General features: G+C 68.2%; 11 protein-coding genes. 3 read left to right on the top strand and 8 right to left on the bottom strand.

What is annotated here, in order from left to right:
• Positions 1 to 111: 111 nt before the first annotated feature.
• On the bottom strand, positions 112 to 1,626 hold the full coding sequence (locus ACIQG9_RS14820; RefSeq protein ID WP_400402453.1) for a glycoside hydrolase family 27 protein: 1,515 nt from the start codon (positions 1,624 to 1,626) through the stop codon (positions 112 to 114).
• A gap of 620 nt (positions 1,627 to 2,246) precedes the next feature.
• On the opposite strand from ACIQG9_RS14820, the gene ACIQG9_RS14815 reads away from it, so the two are divergent.
• A complete protein-coding gene (locus ACIQG9_RS14815; RefSeq protein ID WP_400401920.1) occupies positions 2,247 to 3,230 on the top strand; it encodes a LacI family DNA-binding transcriptional regulator in 984 nt (327 codons plus the stop codon).
• 179 nt (positions 3,231 to 3,409) lie between these two features.
• On the opposite strand, the gene ACIQG9_RS14810 is transcribed toward ACIQG9_RS14815, so the two are convergent.
• A complete protein-coding gene (locus tag ACIQG9_RS14810) occupies positions 3,410 to 4,729 on the bottom strand; it encodes a cellulose binding domain-containing protein (RefSeq protein WP_400401918.1) in 1,320 nt (439 codons plus the stop codon).
• A gap of 171 nt (positions 4,730 to 4,900) precedes the next feature.
• On the bottom strand, positions 4,901 to 7,360 hold the full coding sequence (locus ACIQG9_RS14805) for a non-reducing end alpha-L-arabinofuranosidase family hydrolase (protein WP_400401915.1): 2,460 nt from the start codon (positions 7,358 to 7,360) through the stop codon (positions 4,901 to 4,903).
• 567 nt (positions 7,361 to 7,927) lie between these two features.
• Between ACIQG9_RS14805 and ACIQG9_RS14800 the strand changes: the two genes are divergently transcribed.
• Positions 7,928 to 8,899, top strand: a complete 972-nt coding sequence (locus ACIQG9_RS14800; protein ID WP_400401913.1) for an aldo/keto reductase — start codon at positions 7,928 to 7,930, stop codon at positions 8,897 to 8,899.
• 30 nt (positions 8,900 to 8,929) lie between these two features.
• Here the strand turns inward: ACIQG9_RS14800 and ACIQG9_RS14795 are convergent, their stop codons facing one another.
• From ACIQG9_RS14795 to ACIQG9_RS14785, 3 genes are all read right to left on the bottom strand, one after another.
• Entirely contained in the window at positions 8,930 to 9,241 is a 312-nt protein-coding gene (locus tag ACIQG9_RS14795) for a DUF2470 domain-containing protein (RefSeq protein WP_400401909.1), read from the bottom strand.
• A 264-nt stretch (positions 9,242 to 9,505) separates the two neighbouring features.
• The gene (locus ACIQG9_RS14790; protein WP_400401908.1) at positions 9,506 to 9,877 is read right to left on the bottom strand and encodes an ArsR/SmtB family transcription factor; all 372 of its coding nucleotides are present in this window, start codon (positions 9,875 to 9,877) and stop codon (positions 9,506 to 9,508) included.
• Between the two features lie 363 nt (positions 9,878 to 10,240).
• Entirely contained in the window at positions 10,241 to 11,284 is a 1,044-nt protein-coding gene (locus ACIQG9_RS14785; RefSeq protein WP_400402450.1) for a LacI family DNA-binding transcriptional regulator, read from the bottom strand.
• A gap of 959 nt (positions 11,285 to 12,243) precedes the next feature.
• On the opposite strand from ACIQG9_RS14785, the gene ACIQG9_RS14780 reads away from it, so the two are divergent.
• Positions 12,244 to 13,860 (top strand): cellulose-binding protein, encoded by a 1,617-nt coding sequence (locus tag ACIQG9_RS14780; RefSeq protein ID WP_400401907.1) that lies wholly within the window; start codon positions 12,244 to 12,246, stop codon positions 13,858 to 13,860.
• Between the two features lie 97 nt (positions 13,861 to 13,957).
• On the opposite strand, the gene ACIQG9_RS14775 is transcribed toward ACIQG9_RS14780, so the two are convergent.
• Positions 13,958 to 14,281 (bottom strand): hypothetical protein, encoded by a 324-nt coding sequence (locus ACIQG9_RS14775; protein WP_400401903.1) that lies wholly within the window; start codon positions 14,279 to 14,281, stop codon positions 13,958 to 13,960.
• Positions 14,282 to 14,629: 348 nt separating this feature from the next.
• Positions 14,630 to 15,016, bottom strand: a complete 387-nt coding sequence (locus ACIQG9_RS14770) for a hypothetical protein (RefSeq protein WP_400401900.1) — start codon at positions 15,014 to 15,016, stop codon at positions 14,630 to 14,632.
• Positions 15,017 to 15,195 lie beyond the last annotated feature (179 nt).

The following is a 15,195-nucleotide window of genomic DNA, read 5'->3' as shown; positions in this document are numbered from 1 at the left end:
GTTGCGCCGACGGTGGACGGTGGACGGCCGGGTCCGGACGGTGTCGGCACCACACCGTCCGGACCCGGCCTCCCCCGCCCTCTCACCGCCGGGGGCGGCGGGGCCGCCCGCCTAGCGCTGGGTCCACCGCTGGTTCACGGCAGCGGTGCACGGCCAGAGGATCACGGCACTGCCGTTGGCGGTCCCGTTCTCGGACACGTCGAGGCACAGGCCGGACTGCGCGCCAGTGATGGTGCCGTTGGCGTTGAGCATCCACCGCTGGTTGGCCCCGCCGTTACAGTCCCAGAGCTGAACCTTGCTGCCGGCCGTGGCGTTGAGCGGGGCGTCCAGACACTTGCCGAGGGACTGGAGGGTCTGGCCGAACGCCGTCCACCGCTGGTTGGCGGCCCCGTTGCAGTCCCAGATCACCGGCTGGGTGCCATTGGTGGTGTTGCTCTGCGGCACGTCCAGGCAGCGGCCGGAGGAGGCGCTCACCAGGGCGCTCGCCGTGGACGGCGGTGGGGTCGTCGTCCCGCCCCCACTGACCCGGAACACCACCGTGCCGTGCGATGGCACGCTGGCCGAGATGGTGCCGCTGCTGCTGGTGCCGGCATTGGTCCAGGCGTCCACCAGCGTGAAGGACGAGCCGGACTTGCCGATGGCCGCGGCGGTGGTGGAGATCGTCGTCGTCGTACCGCCCTGGTTGAACAGGACGACGGCCACGTCACCGTTGGCCAGCCGCTTGGCGAGCACCCGCCGGGTGCCGTCGAACGAGACCTGGGCGCCCTGCAACCCGAGCGGGTCCTGGTTGATGGCGATCAGGTTCGCGTTCTTGAGGATGGTCTGGGTGGCCGACGTCATCGACCGGACGTCGTTGCCGGCGATCAGCGGCGAGGCCATGACCGCCCACATCGCGAAGTGGCTGCGCATCTCCGTGTCGGTCATCCCGCCCCGGCCGACCTCCATCATGTCGGGGTCGGCGAAGGCACCGGGCCTGGCGTACGGGGCCAGCGGGACGTTGACATCGATGATGTTCTGGATACCCATCGGGTAGCCGTTGGTCTGGCCGGTGTTCCAGGCGTTGGTGATGTCCTCGGTGGTACGCCACATGTTCGCCACGTCGCCCCAGTCGCGTTGCGGGCCGGTCTTGGCGTGGATGCTGTTCGGGTTGATGCTGTAGACGATCTGCCGGCCGGTCGCGGCCAGGGCGTCCCGCATCCTGGCGAACGTGGTGACCTGCTCGTCGATGGACCCGTTCGGCGAACACCAGTCGTACTTGAGATAGTCGACGCCCCAGGCGGCGAACTGCCGGGCGTCCTGCGCCTCGTGGCCCTGGCTGCCGGTCGCGCCCGGATACCCGCCGAAGTACTGGGCGCAGGTCCTGTCGACCGGCACCTGGTAGATACCGAACTTCAGCCCCCGGGCGTGCAGGTAGTCGCCGAGTGCCCTCATCCCGCTGGGAAAACGGGTCGGGTCGCCCTGCAGGTTGCCGACCGAGTCCCGGTTGGGGTTGAACCAGCAGTCGTCGACCACGACGTACTGGTACCCCAGATCGCGCATCCCGCTGCTGACGATCGCGTCGGCGGTCTGGCGGATCAACGTCTCGTTGATGTTGCAACCGAAGGAGTTCCAACTGTTCCACCCCATGGGTGGCGTCCGGGCCACCCCGTTCTCCAGCGCCTGCGCCACCGGGGCGCGTACGCCCGTCAGCACGCCGGCCAGGAGCACCCCGGCCGCCAGCGCCCGCCCCCAACGACGGGCTCGAACGAACCGCTTCACGAGAGTCTCCAATCAGGGACGCCGTCCCGCACGTCGCTGGACCGGTGAGCGGAAGCCCGGTGAACTCATCCAGGTTGTGAACGCTCACAACGACTACCCCATGCTAGGCAAGCGTTTCGTCATATTCAACTACTTCCATACCTGGGGGGCCGGGCAACCGCCTCAGCCCGGCGGCCGACGTCGACAGCAGGGACGACACCGTCGGCCGACCGAGCCCTGCCCCGTGCCACGCACCGCAGTGGCCCACGCACCGCTCGGCGATCCACGATGACCAATCTCACGGTACGCAGAAGGCACTCGGCCGTAGCGTCGGCCCAACCGGGGCGACACGCCGCGTAGACTCGCGCTGATCCAGCGTTGTCCACGGCGTGGGCGCCCATGCCGCTGTGTCTGGCACCCGTTCCGGGGCTGCGGACCGGGTCGCTTCGTCGCCAACGGGCTGCCGGGCGGACGGAGAGGTGGGTGGGATGACCGCGCGTGGTCCTGCGATGAGAGATGTGGCCCGCCTCGCCGGAGTGTCCCACCAGACGGTGTCCCGCGTCCTCAACGGACACCCACACGTTCGCGAACAGACCCGGCTGCGGGTGCAGGCCGCGATCACCGAACTCGGCTACCGTCCGAACCGCGCCGCTCGCGCACTGGTCACCGGACGATCACAGGTGCTCGGTGTGGTCGCGCTCAACACCACCCTCTACGGCCCGGCATCCCTGCTCTCCGCCTTCGAACTCGCCGCGGCCGAGGCGGGCTTCGCCGTCAGCGTGGGTAGCGTCCGCAATCTGGACCGCACCTCCATCACCGCCGTCGTCGAGCGGCACCTGGCGCACCGGGTGGCCGGCATAGTGGTGATCGCGCCCGTGGAGTCCGCCGGCGAGGCACTGGAGTGCCTTCCCACCGACATCCCCCTCGTGACTGTCGATGGTGACCCCCGCCGACGGGTGCCCCTGGTCACCGTCGACCAGGTGGAGGGCGGGCGGCTCGCCACCCGGCACCTTCTCGACGCTGGTCACCAGACGGTCTGGCACGTGTCCGGCCCGGCCGACTGGTTCGACAGCGCCGGACGGATCGCCGGCTGGCGGGAGACCTTGCAGGCGGCCGGGGCGGAGGTGCCCCCGGTGTTGCAGGCCGACTGGTCCGCCGCCTCGGGCTACCGCTGCGGGCAGATGTTGGCCCGGACACCGGGGGTGACCGCGATCTTCACCGCCAACGACGATCTCGCCCTGGGCGTGCTGCACGCGCTGCACGAGTACGGCCGGCAGGTGCCGGAGGAGGTCAGCGTGGTCGGCTTCGACGACGTTCCGGACGCCGCGTACTTCATCCCGCCGTTGACCACCGTCCGGCCTGACTTCGACACCGTGGCGGAGGCCAGCCTCACCCTGCTCCTGGCGCAGATCGAAGCCGGCGTAGATCACACGTTGCGGCGGACCGTCTCCCCCACCCTGGTCAGACGGGACAGCGTCGCCCCACCGCCGTGACGACCGTCCGGGGCCGGGTTCGCCTGCCACGGCGGCCGTCCCCGCCAGGCCGGGACGGCCGCCACGATCGTTGCGGTACGACTCGTACAGGTCAGCGTCGGATCGCTGCCGGGTGAGCCGGGCACGGTGGGACCGACGCTGGTGCTGCCGCCCGGCTCCGGACCTCCAGGTCTGCCGGTTCAGGGGCTGGTGCAGGTGATGTTGCTGGGCGGGATGGCACCGTCGCCGGTGGCGGTGAACCCGAAGGTGGTCGAGGCGTTCGCGCCCAACGTGCCGTTGTAGGCGGCGTTCTTCACGGTGACGTTGCCGGTGGTGCCCGTGTTGGTGCCGTTCCAGACGCTGCTGATGGCCTGGCCGCTGCCCAGGGTCAGGCGTACGGTCCAGCCGTTGATCGTGGTGGTGGTGGTGTTGGCCACGGTGACCTCGCCCTGGAAGCCGCCCGGCCAGCTGTTGACCGCGTGGTACGTGGCAGCACAGGTACCCGGCCCACCGGTCGGCGGCGGGGTGGTCGGCGGAGCGGTGGTCGGCGGAGCCGTCGTCGGCGGAGCCGTCGTCGGCGGGGCGGTGGTCGGCGGAGCGGTGGTGGGAGGCGTGGTGGACTGGAACTGGCTGAAGAACCTCCAGATCTCACCCGACGTCCAGGTCCGGGAGTCGTTGGGGCTGGCGGACCCGTCCACCGGGCTGGGGGTGTGATCGCCGTCGAAGGCGGCCCACTGCACGGGGTAGTCGGCTCGGCATCCGGCGTAGACGGTGGTGACGTGCGTGAGGCTGCCTCGGCTGGGCTCGCGGGGGCTCTGCGCGGTGCAGCCGTTGTTCCTGACGAACGTGTCGCGCAGTGACCGGCCCAGGGAGATGTTCAGGACGCTGTCGTAGATGCCGTGGATGCCGAAGTAGGCGACGGGTTGGGTACCGCCGTTACACCCGCTGAGGTTGGCACCGGACAGGACGGTGACCGCGCGGACGATGGTGGGCCGGGCGCAGGCCACCGCGTAGCTCATGGCCCCGCCGTAGCTCCAGCCCAGCGCGAAACGCTGGGTGGTGTCGACGCAGAGGTCGTTCTCGACCTGCCGGGAGATGTCGTCGAACAGGGTCAGGTCCCGACCGTTGGTGTTGGCCCAACCGGCATCGATGCCCTGGGGCGCGACGAAGATGGTGCTGTTGTTCGACAGCGGTTGAAGCCCGTAGTAGCCGGCCGAGGCGACGTTGTTGGCCGAGCCGTTCAGCCAGTGGAAGGCGAAGATCAGCCGGTAGGGGCGGTTCCTGTCGTACCCGTCCGGGATCCGCAGGAGGTAGCTACGGCTCTGTCCACTGCTCTGAATCGTGCGTGTCCCGTTGGTCAGCGTGGGGGCCTTGCCGCAGCCGGCGGTCGACGCGAGGGTGCCGTTCGTCGCGGCCACCGCAGCCTCGGGAAGGCCGCCGCTCAGCGCGCCACCGGCGGTGGCCGCGAGGAGAACCACCGCCGCCGCGATGGATGACAGGAGGTACCTGTGTTTCGCCATTGCTTACTCCTTGCCATTGGTCGTCAGGTGCCCAAGGTGCGGCGGACCCACGCCGAACAGTGTGGTTGGCGCTCGATGTGGGTCCGCCGCTCTGCGGGCAGTGCGGCCGGATGTGCAGGTACTGGTCGGTGACCGGGCGTGGGGTTGCCGAGCCTGACCTGCCTCAGGTGGTCAGCGCTGCCGGGTCAGCAGGCCCGGCCGGTAGGGCAGGAGCCCGTAGTCGACGCCGTCGGAGCTGGGGGAACGCCCCTGGTAGAGCAGTTGCAGGTTGCAGGGGTCGATGGTCATGGTCTGGTCGGCGTTGGTGCGCAGCAGTTCGCCGTGGCTGATGTCGTTGGTCCAGGTGGCGCCGCTGTTGGCCTTGCCGGCGAACGGGTTGCTCTCGGTGGCGGCCTGCGGGGTCCAGTTGCCGCTCAGGCTGGTGGCCGTGAACGACCGGAAGTAGCGACCCTGCACGCCGATCGCCTCGACGATCATCAGGTACTGGTTCTGGCCCTGGACCTTGTAGACCTGAGGCGCCTCGAACAGGTTGTTCGTGGTGTCACTCATGATGGTCGTGTAGCTGGAGCCGAAGTTGCCCGGGAAGTTCCCGATCGGCATGCTGGCCCGGTAGATCTTGCCGTTGTCCCCGGCGAAGAACAGGTACATGTTCGTACCGTCACCGATCACCGTCTGATCGATCGGGCCCGTCCCGGAACCGGTGATGCTCCCCGAGAACAACGGCTGCGCCGCCGACCAACCGTTGGCATTGGTCGGATCGCTCGACGTCCGGTAGGAGAACGCCGTCGCCCCCCACTGGTAGGTCAACACCCAGATGTTCTTCGGCGCGAAGTAGAACAACGACGGCGCCACCGTGCCCGAGTTCATGCCGTTCTGACTGGCCGAGGCCATCTCCGACCAGTTCGTGAACAAACCGAAGTTCATCGACCCCCACGACGACCCGAAGTCATGCGTCGTGGCGTACACGAGCTGCTTACCGTTGTACGGAGCGACGGTGAAGTCCTTCAACGACACCCACCCCGACTTCGGATTCGCCAACGAACCCGTCGACGACCACCGGTACGACGACGGCAGCGTGCAGTTCCCGGACGGCGGCGGCGTCGTCGGCGGCGTGGTGGGACCACCGACCTGGACAAGTTGCCACTGCTGGTTCGTCCCGTTCCAGTCGGCGTACTGCACGATGGGGGCACCGTCGGCGGTCGACGCGTTCTGGACCTCCACCGCCTTACCGCTGCCCTGGTTGATCAGACGGAAATAGCCGCCCGAGTCGACCAGCCGGAACTGCTGGTTCGTCCCGCCGTGTTCGGCGTACTGCACGATCGCGGCGCCATCCGCGGTCGAGTAGTTGGACACGTCCAGCACCTTGCCCGAATGCCGCGCCCGGATCCGGTAGTAGCCGCCACCGGAGTCGACGAACTGCCACTGCTGGTTCTGCCCGCCCGAACGGGTGTACTGCTGGACGCAGGCATTGTCCGCCGTGGACACCCCACACACGTCCAGTGCCTTGCCGCTGTTGCGGTTCAACAGCTCGTACCACGCGCTCGGGTCGACGGTCCCCGACGGCGGTGGGGTCGTGGCCGACGGGGTGGGACCAGGAGTCACGCTGTTCAGCGCGTCCAGGGTCGAGGTGTAGGCGGCCTTCTTGTTGCCGTTGCAGTCGAAGAGCAGCGGGGTACCACTGGACCGCCACGAGTCGCAGTCCCGCACCCCCCACGCCGTGACACCGTTGCAGCGGGCCACCGCCAGACAGTCGTTGACCACGTTGCGGAAGGCGGTGGCCTGGGTGCTGCCGGAACCCTCGATGTCCAGCTCGGTGATCTGCACGTCCACGCCGAGGGCCGCGAAGCTGGACAGGGTGGTGCGGTAGTTGCTCGGGTACGGCGAGTTGGCATTGAAGTGCGACTGGAACCCGACGCAGTCGATCGGCACGCCGCGCTGCTTGAAGTCGCGCACCATGTTGTAGACGGCCTGCGTCTTCGCATCCGTCCAGTTGTCGGTGTTGTAGTCGTTGTAGCAGAGCTTGGCGTTGGGGTCGGCGGCGTCCGCGGCCCGGAAGGCGGCCTCGATCCAGTCGTTGCCGGTGCGCTGCAGGTTCGAGTCACGCCGCGCGCCACTGCTGCCGTCGGCGTACGCCTCGTTCACCACGTCCCAGGCCACGACCTTGCCCCGGTAGTACGTGGCCACCCGGGTGACGTGGTTGAGCATCGCCTGGCGCAGGGCGCTGCCGCTCATGTTCTGCATCCAGCTCGGCTGCTGCGAATGCCAGGCCAGGGTGTGGCCGCGCACCTGCCAGCCCCGGCTGAGGGCGTGGTTGACGATCCGGTCGGCATTGGTGAAGGTGAAGTTGTTCTGCTGCGGCTCGGTCGCGTCGATCTTCATCTCGTTCTCGGGAGTCACACTGTTGAACTCCCGGTTCAGGATCGTCGTATACGCGCCGTCGCTGAGCTTGCCAGCGGCAACAGCGGCACCGAAGTACCGACCCGACTGGGCCGCAGCCGCGGCCAGGGTGGTCTCGGCAGCCTGGGCGAGATTGGGTAGCAGGGACACGACGAGCGCCGCGACGACCGCGGCGATTCCGGAGACCGAGAGCGTTCGAAGCCGACGCCCGGTGGGACGGGTCCGGGAGACCATACTGATCCTCCTACAGGTGAGATAGCTGCACTTCTAGGCATGACTCGGGCTAAGGCTCGCCTGGACGCCGACGTCGGTCAGGGCACTGTCGCCGCACGGCAGCGCCGGTGGCACTTCCCGCCGCCAGGCGCACCCACCAAGATGCGGTTCGCCTTGGTCCGTGTGACCAGCGAGTGTGCGGTGAGTGGCCCAGCCGCCCGACCGACAGGGGTGGTGGCTACGGGCGTTGGACTCTCCCCGCCTGGTCGACGCGCGCACCTCCTTCGGTGGTGGGTTGATCGCTTGCCGGCACAGACCGCCTCACCCAGGGCAGTTGCCAGGAGTCGAGTCCGTACCGCGATTGACCTTGGGCCGTTGCGTGGCAGCTCTTGAGGTTGGTCCGGCGGATGTTAACGATCACATTCATGGACGTCTCTAGACTTTCAGAAAGTTGCGGGTTTATCAAGCGATAGTTTCGACCCGGTTGCCGCTGCTGGTCACCGGCGTTCGACTGGGGCACGCTCTGGTACATCGGCCGGTACGTCCCAGCACGGCTGGCACGCCCGTCAGCATGAACAGGAGCATCCCGTGGAACACACCCGCCTCGGCACCACCGGCCTGAGCGTCAGTCGACTTGCGCTCGGCTGCATGAGCTACGGCGACCCCACCACACCCGACGCCCACCCCTGGGCCCTCACCGAGGACGCCGCCCAGCCCTACTTCCGCCAGGCGGTCGAACTCGGCGTCACCTTCTGGGACACCGCCAACGTCTACCAGCACGGCACCTCCGAGGAATACGTCGGCCGCGCCATCACCCGCTACTCCCGCCGCGAGAACATCGTGCTCGCCACCAAAGTCCGCGGAAGAATGCACGACGGCCCCGGCGGGTCCGGCCTGTCCCGCAAGGCCATCCTCGAACAGGTCGACGCCTCCCTGACCCGGCTCGGCACCGACTACATCGACCTCTACCAAATCCACCGCTTCGACGACTACACCCCCGTCGAAGAAACCATGGAAGCCCTGCACGACATCATCAAGGCAGGCAAGGTGCGCTACATCGGCGCGTCCTCGATGTACGCGTGGCAGTTCGCCAAACTCCAACACGCCGCGGCCCTCGGCGGCTGGACCAGATTCGTGTCCATGCAGAACCAGTACAACCTGCTGCGCCGCCACGACGAACGCGAACTCATGGCCATGTGCGGCGACATGGGCGTCGGCCTGGTGCCCTACTCCCCGAACGGCAAGGGACGCCTCGCCCGCCCAGCCGGCGAACAGACCACCCGCTCCGAAACGGACAAGGTCGTGCAGGCCTTCGACTCCCCGTACGACGAGCCAGTCATCAACGCGGTCCAGCAGCTCGCCCAGACCCGCGGCGTCACCATGGCCCACATTGCCCTGGCCTGGGTCCTGCGCAACCCCCTGGTCTCCGTCTCCATCGTCGGGGCGACCAAGCCGAACCACCTCACCGACGCCGTCGCCGCCCTCGACATCCACCTCACCGACGACGAAGCCGCCGCCCTCGAAAGGCCCTACCAGCAGTACGGCCCGTCCTGGTACTGACAGAACCCCACTGCGACGAAGCCCCTGGCCCTACGCATCGGCGGGACGGGGTTCGATGCCAAGGTGCCGGCAGGCTTCCCGGTACATCCGGACCACCTCGCGGCGGATCTCAGCGCGTTCGGTGAGCCGGTGGGCGAATGGAACCCGGATCGGCACGTCGACGCCGTCCACGGTCACGACGAAATCCATCCCGTCGCCGTCCAGGCCGGTGGTCCGGGCCCGGGTCGCTGTCGGGCAGCCGCCGAGGGTACGGCAGATCAGCAGGGCGTCCGCGGCGTGGTCCTCGTTCATGTGCCGGCTGACCGCACCGACCACGTCCGGGCCGAACGGCTGGCCGCTCACGCCGCAGCCTCCCCGGCACCGCCACCGGCAGCGGCAGCGGCGGGGCTGCTGTTCCGGCGCGCTGGACCGCACCGCACGCCGCTGCTCCGGTGTCGTCGAGGGCGGGGCCGGGAATCGGGGAGCCCAGGAGCGGTTGCCCTCCGGCCCCAGCGAGCAGGTCGAAGCAGGTAGTGCGCTGGGTGTCGGGCGGCTACCGAGGACGCTGGCCGGGCTCGCGGCAGGCCAGAGCGGAGAGCCGGCCGGCACCCCGGCCCGAGCGCTGCCTCAGCGGGTCTTCTTCGTTGCCCTCTTGCGCGGCGGGGTCAACAGGTCGGCGATCGCGGCGATAGCGGACGGCACCAGGCGGTAGTACGCCCAGACGCCGCGCTTCTCACGCTCAAGCAGGCCGGCCTCGGTGAGGATCCGCAGATGGTGACTCACGGTCGGCTGGGAGAGCCCGAGCGGCGCGGTCAGGTCACTCACCGACGCCTCCCCCTCCGGGGCCGACTGGATCAGGCTGAGCAGTCGCAGCCGAGCCGGGTCGGCGAAGGCCTTCAGCACTCCCGCCAGCCGCTCGGCATCGGCACGCTTTATCGGCTCGCCGGCAAGGGGCGAGATGGCAGGCGTCGTAGTTTTCGCAGTTCCCACGTCCTCCATCGTTGCAGTAAGACCACCGGTAGGCCGGCGAAACGAGGGCTGGATCACCGTAAGTTCGTCGGGCGGGCGTTTCCATCCGTTCGGGTCAGCACGGCACGATGACCTGCGGGGCGAGGGCGGTACCGCGCGTGCCCGGATCGGGTGACGTGACGGGAGCGAGGGTGGCTCACGCTCGACCGGGTACCCCGCCGGCAGTCGGCTGGGTGCGACGGCGGGCGGCCGTCCGTCCGTCGGCCTCCCCGACTGTGCTCACGCCACCTCCCCACGATCTGCCGTCGGGTTTGACGGTCATGGTGTTTCCGCCGTCGCTCCCGCTGAAGGTGCCGCTCCAGGTGGGTGGAGACCTTCTGGCAAGCCCTCCGGCTATCGAGCCGGGGCGTCCATGGCGTCGCTCCTGCGAGGGGCGGCTGTGCTGTCGCGGGCGATGAGGGTGGTCGCCAGCTCGATGCGCGTGTGCGGGGGCGCCACGCTGAGTGCGAGTTCGGCCGCGGCGGATCCCATCTCGACCAGGGGTTGGCGGACGGTGGTCATCGGTGGTCCGCACCACCGGCTGTAGGTGATGTCGTCGAAGCCGACGACGCTGAGGTCGTACGGAATGCGCAGGCCGGCCTGGCGGGCCGCCTCGTAGACGCCGAGCGCCTGCAGATCGTTGCCGCACAGCACCCCGGTAGGCGGATCAGGCAGACGCAGCAACTCACGACCGCAACTCAACCCGTCCTCGAACGCGAACCACTGACCGGTACGCACCAGCCCCTCGTCCAACGGCGTACCGGCAGCGTCCATCGCCGCCCGAACACCCTCCAGCCGGGCCCGCGCACACAGCCGGTCGGCCGGTCCGCTGAGCACCGCGATCCGACGGTGACCGAAGTCGAGCAGATGCCGGGCAGCGGCCATCCCGCCACTCCGGTTGGACGCCGTCACCGACGGAACCGACGGCTCCGGCTCACCATCAGGGTCCAGCGCCACCAACGGAATCCCGCTGGCCGCCAGCAGGGAGTGCTGATCCGAACTGAAGCCGAGATGAACGGCGATCACCGCCACCGGACGACGGGCGAGCAACTCACGCGCCCAGTTCCGACCCGTGGACGCCTGATGCAGGGCATCGGTGAAACCCACCGCCAACGAGTGCGCACCCGCTACCTGCTCCACACCGTGCAACACCCTGATCGCCATGCTGCTCTGCATCCCGTAGAAGACCACCTCCACGTGAGCAGCCTGATGCGGACTACCGGGACGACGGTAGCCATGCTCCCGCAACGCCAACTCGACCCGACGCCGAGTTTCCAACGCCACCCCGGAACGACCATTGAGCACCTTCGACACCGTCGGAGCCGACACCCCCGCAAGACGAGCGACCGCAGCAACCGTGACCTCACCCCGCCGACGCCCACGCGGACGCCCCGCCACCGGACCGACCAGCACCGCTGCCGACGCGGGTGCCAATGCCGGCCCGGGTGCAGGTACGGGTGCGGGTGTCGGGGCCGATGCCGATGCCGATGCGGGTACGGGTGCCGATGCCGGTGCGGGTGCCGGTGCTGGGCCGGCCGGGCCGCCGTCCCGAACCCGCAACTCCTCCACGGACTGCCGATCAGCCGGGCCGCGCCGCGCACCACGCTGCCGGTCGACCTCACGAAGCAGACGAGCACGCACCACCTCAGCATCCCGCTCCGCACCGACCCCAGCAGGAACCGTCTCCACCAGGTAACGCCGCCTTCTGGTCAAAGGATCGATACCCACATACACCCGCACCCGCAACGACCCACTGGGAAGCCGCTCAATCTCACCACGCGCCACCCGCCGACCCGACTGCAACGCCATACACCCACAGTAGTGAGACATAGCTCCACGTCAACCTCACATAGCTCCACCTAATCGCTGTTCTCGCCGCCCCTGCCCTGACGCCCGGCCGCAGGGCCCGGCGTGGAGCTAGCAGAGAGGTGGTCGGCGGGGTCGTCACAGACCGAGTGGATCCCCGTTCCGGACGACGCCACGTACGCCGGATCGAAGCATTGACGTCATCGGAGGTGACGGGAACCTGCCCGCGCCGCCGGTCAACTCGATCAGAAAGAGCTTCAGCCTGCCCGGAAATTGATGAACCGACAATCATTCAGTATTAACCGAGTTTCCGGAAATTCAGATTCGTCACTGCTATTGACCGGCCGGACACAGCGTCGTAACGTGCGCTTCACCGCTCCAAAAGTCTCCGATAGGTCTCCGGAAGTTTCGGTCGTCCAACTGCTTGGCCGCTTCGACCCGCCCATTGTGGCTGTCGCCGGAAGATATCCGCGACATGCCCGGCCCGATACAACGGTCGTGATTCCCCGATCGCGGTCGTCGTTTCCATCTCCCCTGGAAGGAGAGCACCGGTGATTATCCGCTCAAGCCGCTCCCGGATCCGTCCGGCGGTCGTCGCGCTGGTGGTGTCGGCGCTTGCGATCGCCGGAACGGTCACCGCCATAGCGACTACCCCCACCGCTCAGGCTGCTACCGCCCTTACGGCCGCCGCGCCGGTCGAGGACGAGGGTGCCGACTGCGCGGTGCCGGCTCTGCCCGACGCCGGCGCGTTGCCCACCATCGCCAAGCTTCCCGATCCCTTCACCAGGATCGACGGCACGCGTATCTCGTCCGTCTCGGATTGGCGGTGCCGGCGGGAAGAGATCAAGAAGCAGGCGGAGAAGTACGTCTACGGGACGAAGCCGGCCCCGCCCGCGACTGTCACGGGCACGGTCACGTCCACCAACATCACGGTGAACGTGACCGACAACGGCAGGAGTTCCAGCTTCTCGGCGTCGGTGTCGTTGCCGAGTGGTACCGGGCCGTTCCCGGCTGTCGTGGTCTACGGCGGGATCGCCGACACGACCACGATCAGGAACGCCGGCGCAGCAGTCATCAACTACGACCCGTACTCGGTGGGCAAGGAAGGCACCGGCCGGGCGAACAAGCAGGGCGCGTTCTACACGCTCTATGGCTCGACCAGCACGACCGGACTGTTGCAAGCCTGGGGCTGGGGGGTGAGCCGGATCATCGATGTGATCGCGAAGTCGAACGGCACCATCCTGAAGGCCGACTCGACCGGTGTGACGGGATGTTCCCGGTTCGGCAAGGGCGCGTTCGTAGCCGGGGTGTTCGACCAGCGGATCGCGCTGACGATGCCGGTCGAGTCGGGCAGCGCCGGTGTGCCGATCTTCCGGGGCATCCCCGGCGAGGGCGCGCAGAGCCTGAGCAGCGCCTACAACGAACAGCCGTGGCTGGGTGACGCGTTCAGTTCGTTCACCAGCGCCCCGGGCAAGTTGCCGGTGGACACCCACGACATGGTCGCCATGGTGGCACCGCGGGGATTGTTCATCATGGACAACCCGCACATCGCCAACCTGGGTCCGAAGTCCGGCAGCGTGGCGGCTCTGGGTGGCGCGGAGGTGTACAAGGCTCTGGGCTCGGGCAGCAACATCACCTACTGGTCCGACGTCGCGAGCGGGACGCACTGTGCCGTACGGCCGGAGTGGACCACCCCGCTGACGCAGAACATTCAGAAGTTCCTGGTGGGGACGGGCACCGCCGCCGGGTCGTTCCACATCGCCAGCAAGGCGACGGGCAACCTCGCCGACTGGCGGACCTGGTCGACGCCGACCCTGACCAGCGGCCCGACGCCGACGACGACCCCGCCCACCACTCCGCCCACGACGCCGCCCACCACTCCGCCGACCGGTGGTAGCTGCACCGCGACGGTCACCCCCGGCACGGTCTGGGGCGACCGCTACAACACCTCGGTCACCGTCAGCGGTTCGAGCACCTGGACGGTCGTCATCGCCATCACCGCACCTCAGAAGGTGTCCACCACCTGGAGTGGGACCTTCAGCTGGAGCGGCGGCGGAAACACCATGACCGTCAAACCCGACGGCAGCGGCAACACCTTCGGCTTCACCACCATGACCAACGGCAACTCCAGCGCCCGACCGCAGATCACCTCCTGCACCCCGGCCTGACCCCCGCTGCACCTACCGGATGAGACCGGACGCCGGCCGACCCCGTGCCGGCGTCCTGGCAGCGCCCCGCTGCCCCGGTCCCACCCCCCGGCACGCCTTAGCGGGCCGCCTTGTCACGAATGGGTCGCGCGTGCTGGAAGGCGACCAACAGGGCGGCGACGAGGCCAGCCACCAGCAGGATCCTTATCACGTTGAACAGCACTGTGTCGCCCGTGGAGTGGGGCGGGAAGATGTCCTTGACGAGCCAGCCGACGCCCATCCCCAGCCCCAGGCAGGCGTGCATCGCGGCCCGCAGGCGCGGGAAGGGCTGCGGACGGCCGAAGATCCGGGGCACCGCCGTGCCGCCACGGCTCCTGGCGAGCAACACGGCAGCGAGGGCCAGGTTGGCTGCGGCGACCACGACGGCCAAGACCAAGTCCACGGATCCCATGGGGCCACACGCTATCGCACGGATGCCCACAGCCGGGATCAGCTGAAGTTGAACTCCTCGTAGTGGATCGACGCGGCCGGCAAGCCCATCCGGCGGAAGGCGCGGGACAGCATCCACGTCATGCGCGACGGGCCAGCCGCTACCGCCGACGCGAGACAGCTCGTCCATCAACCGGCATCTAAATAACGATCACGGGCTGTCGTACTAGGGCGACAAGGTTGCATGTCCGTTAGGGCCTGCACCTTGTCACCCCAGCCACTCACCGCCAGGGCGCGGAGCTGGTCGCCCAGATGACTGCGTGCGCTATTGCTTGATCACCGCCTGTTTAGGCGGGAACCGTTAGTTGTAGTGGGCGAACTCCGTATAGTCGTTCCAGATGTAGCCCTGCACTCCGGTGCAGCAGTCCGAGTGCCACCACAGGTTTCCGGCATCGTTCACGCACCGCTTGTCGACGCGGAAAAGCGTCTTGGACTTCCACGTAGCTATCACCGGGGATGACCCCTTGTAGCTGGTGTGCACCGCAGCCGAGCCGACGATGACTCGCCTCATATGCGGCGTCCAGTTCGCGCATGTCGCCATGGGCGCGACGTCCATCTCGATCGCCGTCGCGCTCAGGATGGGTTCGACCGCCGCAGATGCCGGTGCCGCGCCAGCAAGGCTGCCGTAAAGGGCGAGCGCGAGTGCTCCACCCGCCGCTGCGAGTCGCTTCTTCGTTGCTTTCCCCATGAATTCCTCCATATTTTGAGGTGTTCTGAGTGGAACCGTAGAGGTGCCGCGGTGGCTGCGAAGCCCACCCTTGGTAACAGATCGATAAACACGTCTTGACCAGCGGTTTTGCTGGTCGGTCCAGGGGAAACTGCTCCAGCAACGACCACCTCCGTCCGATCAGGCCACCGAGTCCCCCC

Source organism: Micromonospora sp. NPDC092111, from assembly GCF_044755745.1.
In the GTDB taxonomy this organism is placed as follows: Bacteria; Actinomycetota; Actinomycetes; order Mycobacteriales; family Micromonosporaceae; genus Micromonospora.
This window is presented reverse-complemented; position numbering and strand designations above follow the sequence as displayed.

Excerpts from the sequence above, each read along its gene's own strand:
- ACIQG9_RS14820 (WP_400402453.1), bottom strand. The coding sequence starts at position 1,626 with ATGGGGTGGAACAGTTGGAACTCCTTCGGTTGCAACATCAACGAGACG.
- ACIQG9_RS14815 (WP_400401920.1), top strand. The coding sequence starts at position 2,247 with ATGAGAGATGTGGCCCGCCTCGCCGGAGTGTCCCACCAGACGGTGTCC.
- ACIQG9_RS14810 (WP_400401918.1), bottom strand. The coding sequence starts at position 4,729 with ATGGCGAAACACAGGTACCTCCTGTCATCCATCGCGGCGGCGGTGGTT.
- ACIQG9_RS14805 (WP_400401915.1), bottom strand. The coding sequence starts at position 7,360 with ATGGTCTCCCGGACCCGTCCCACCGGGCGTCGGCTTCGAACGCTCTCG.
- ACIQG9_RS14790 (WP_400401908.1), bottom strand. The coding sequence starts at position 9,877 with ATGGAGGACGTGGGAACTGCGAAAACTACGACGCCTGCCATCTCGCCC.
- ACIQG9_RS14770 (WP_400401900.1), bottom strand. The coding sequence starts at position 15,016 with ATGGGGAAAGCAACGAAGAAGCGACTCGCAGCGGCGGGTGGAGCACTC.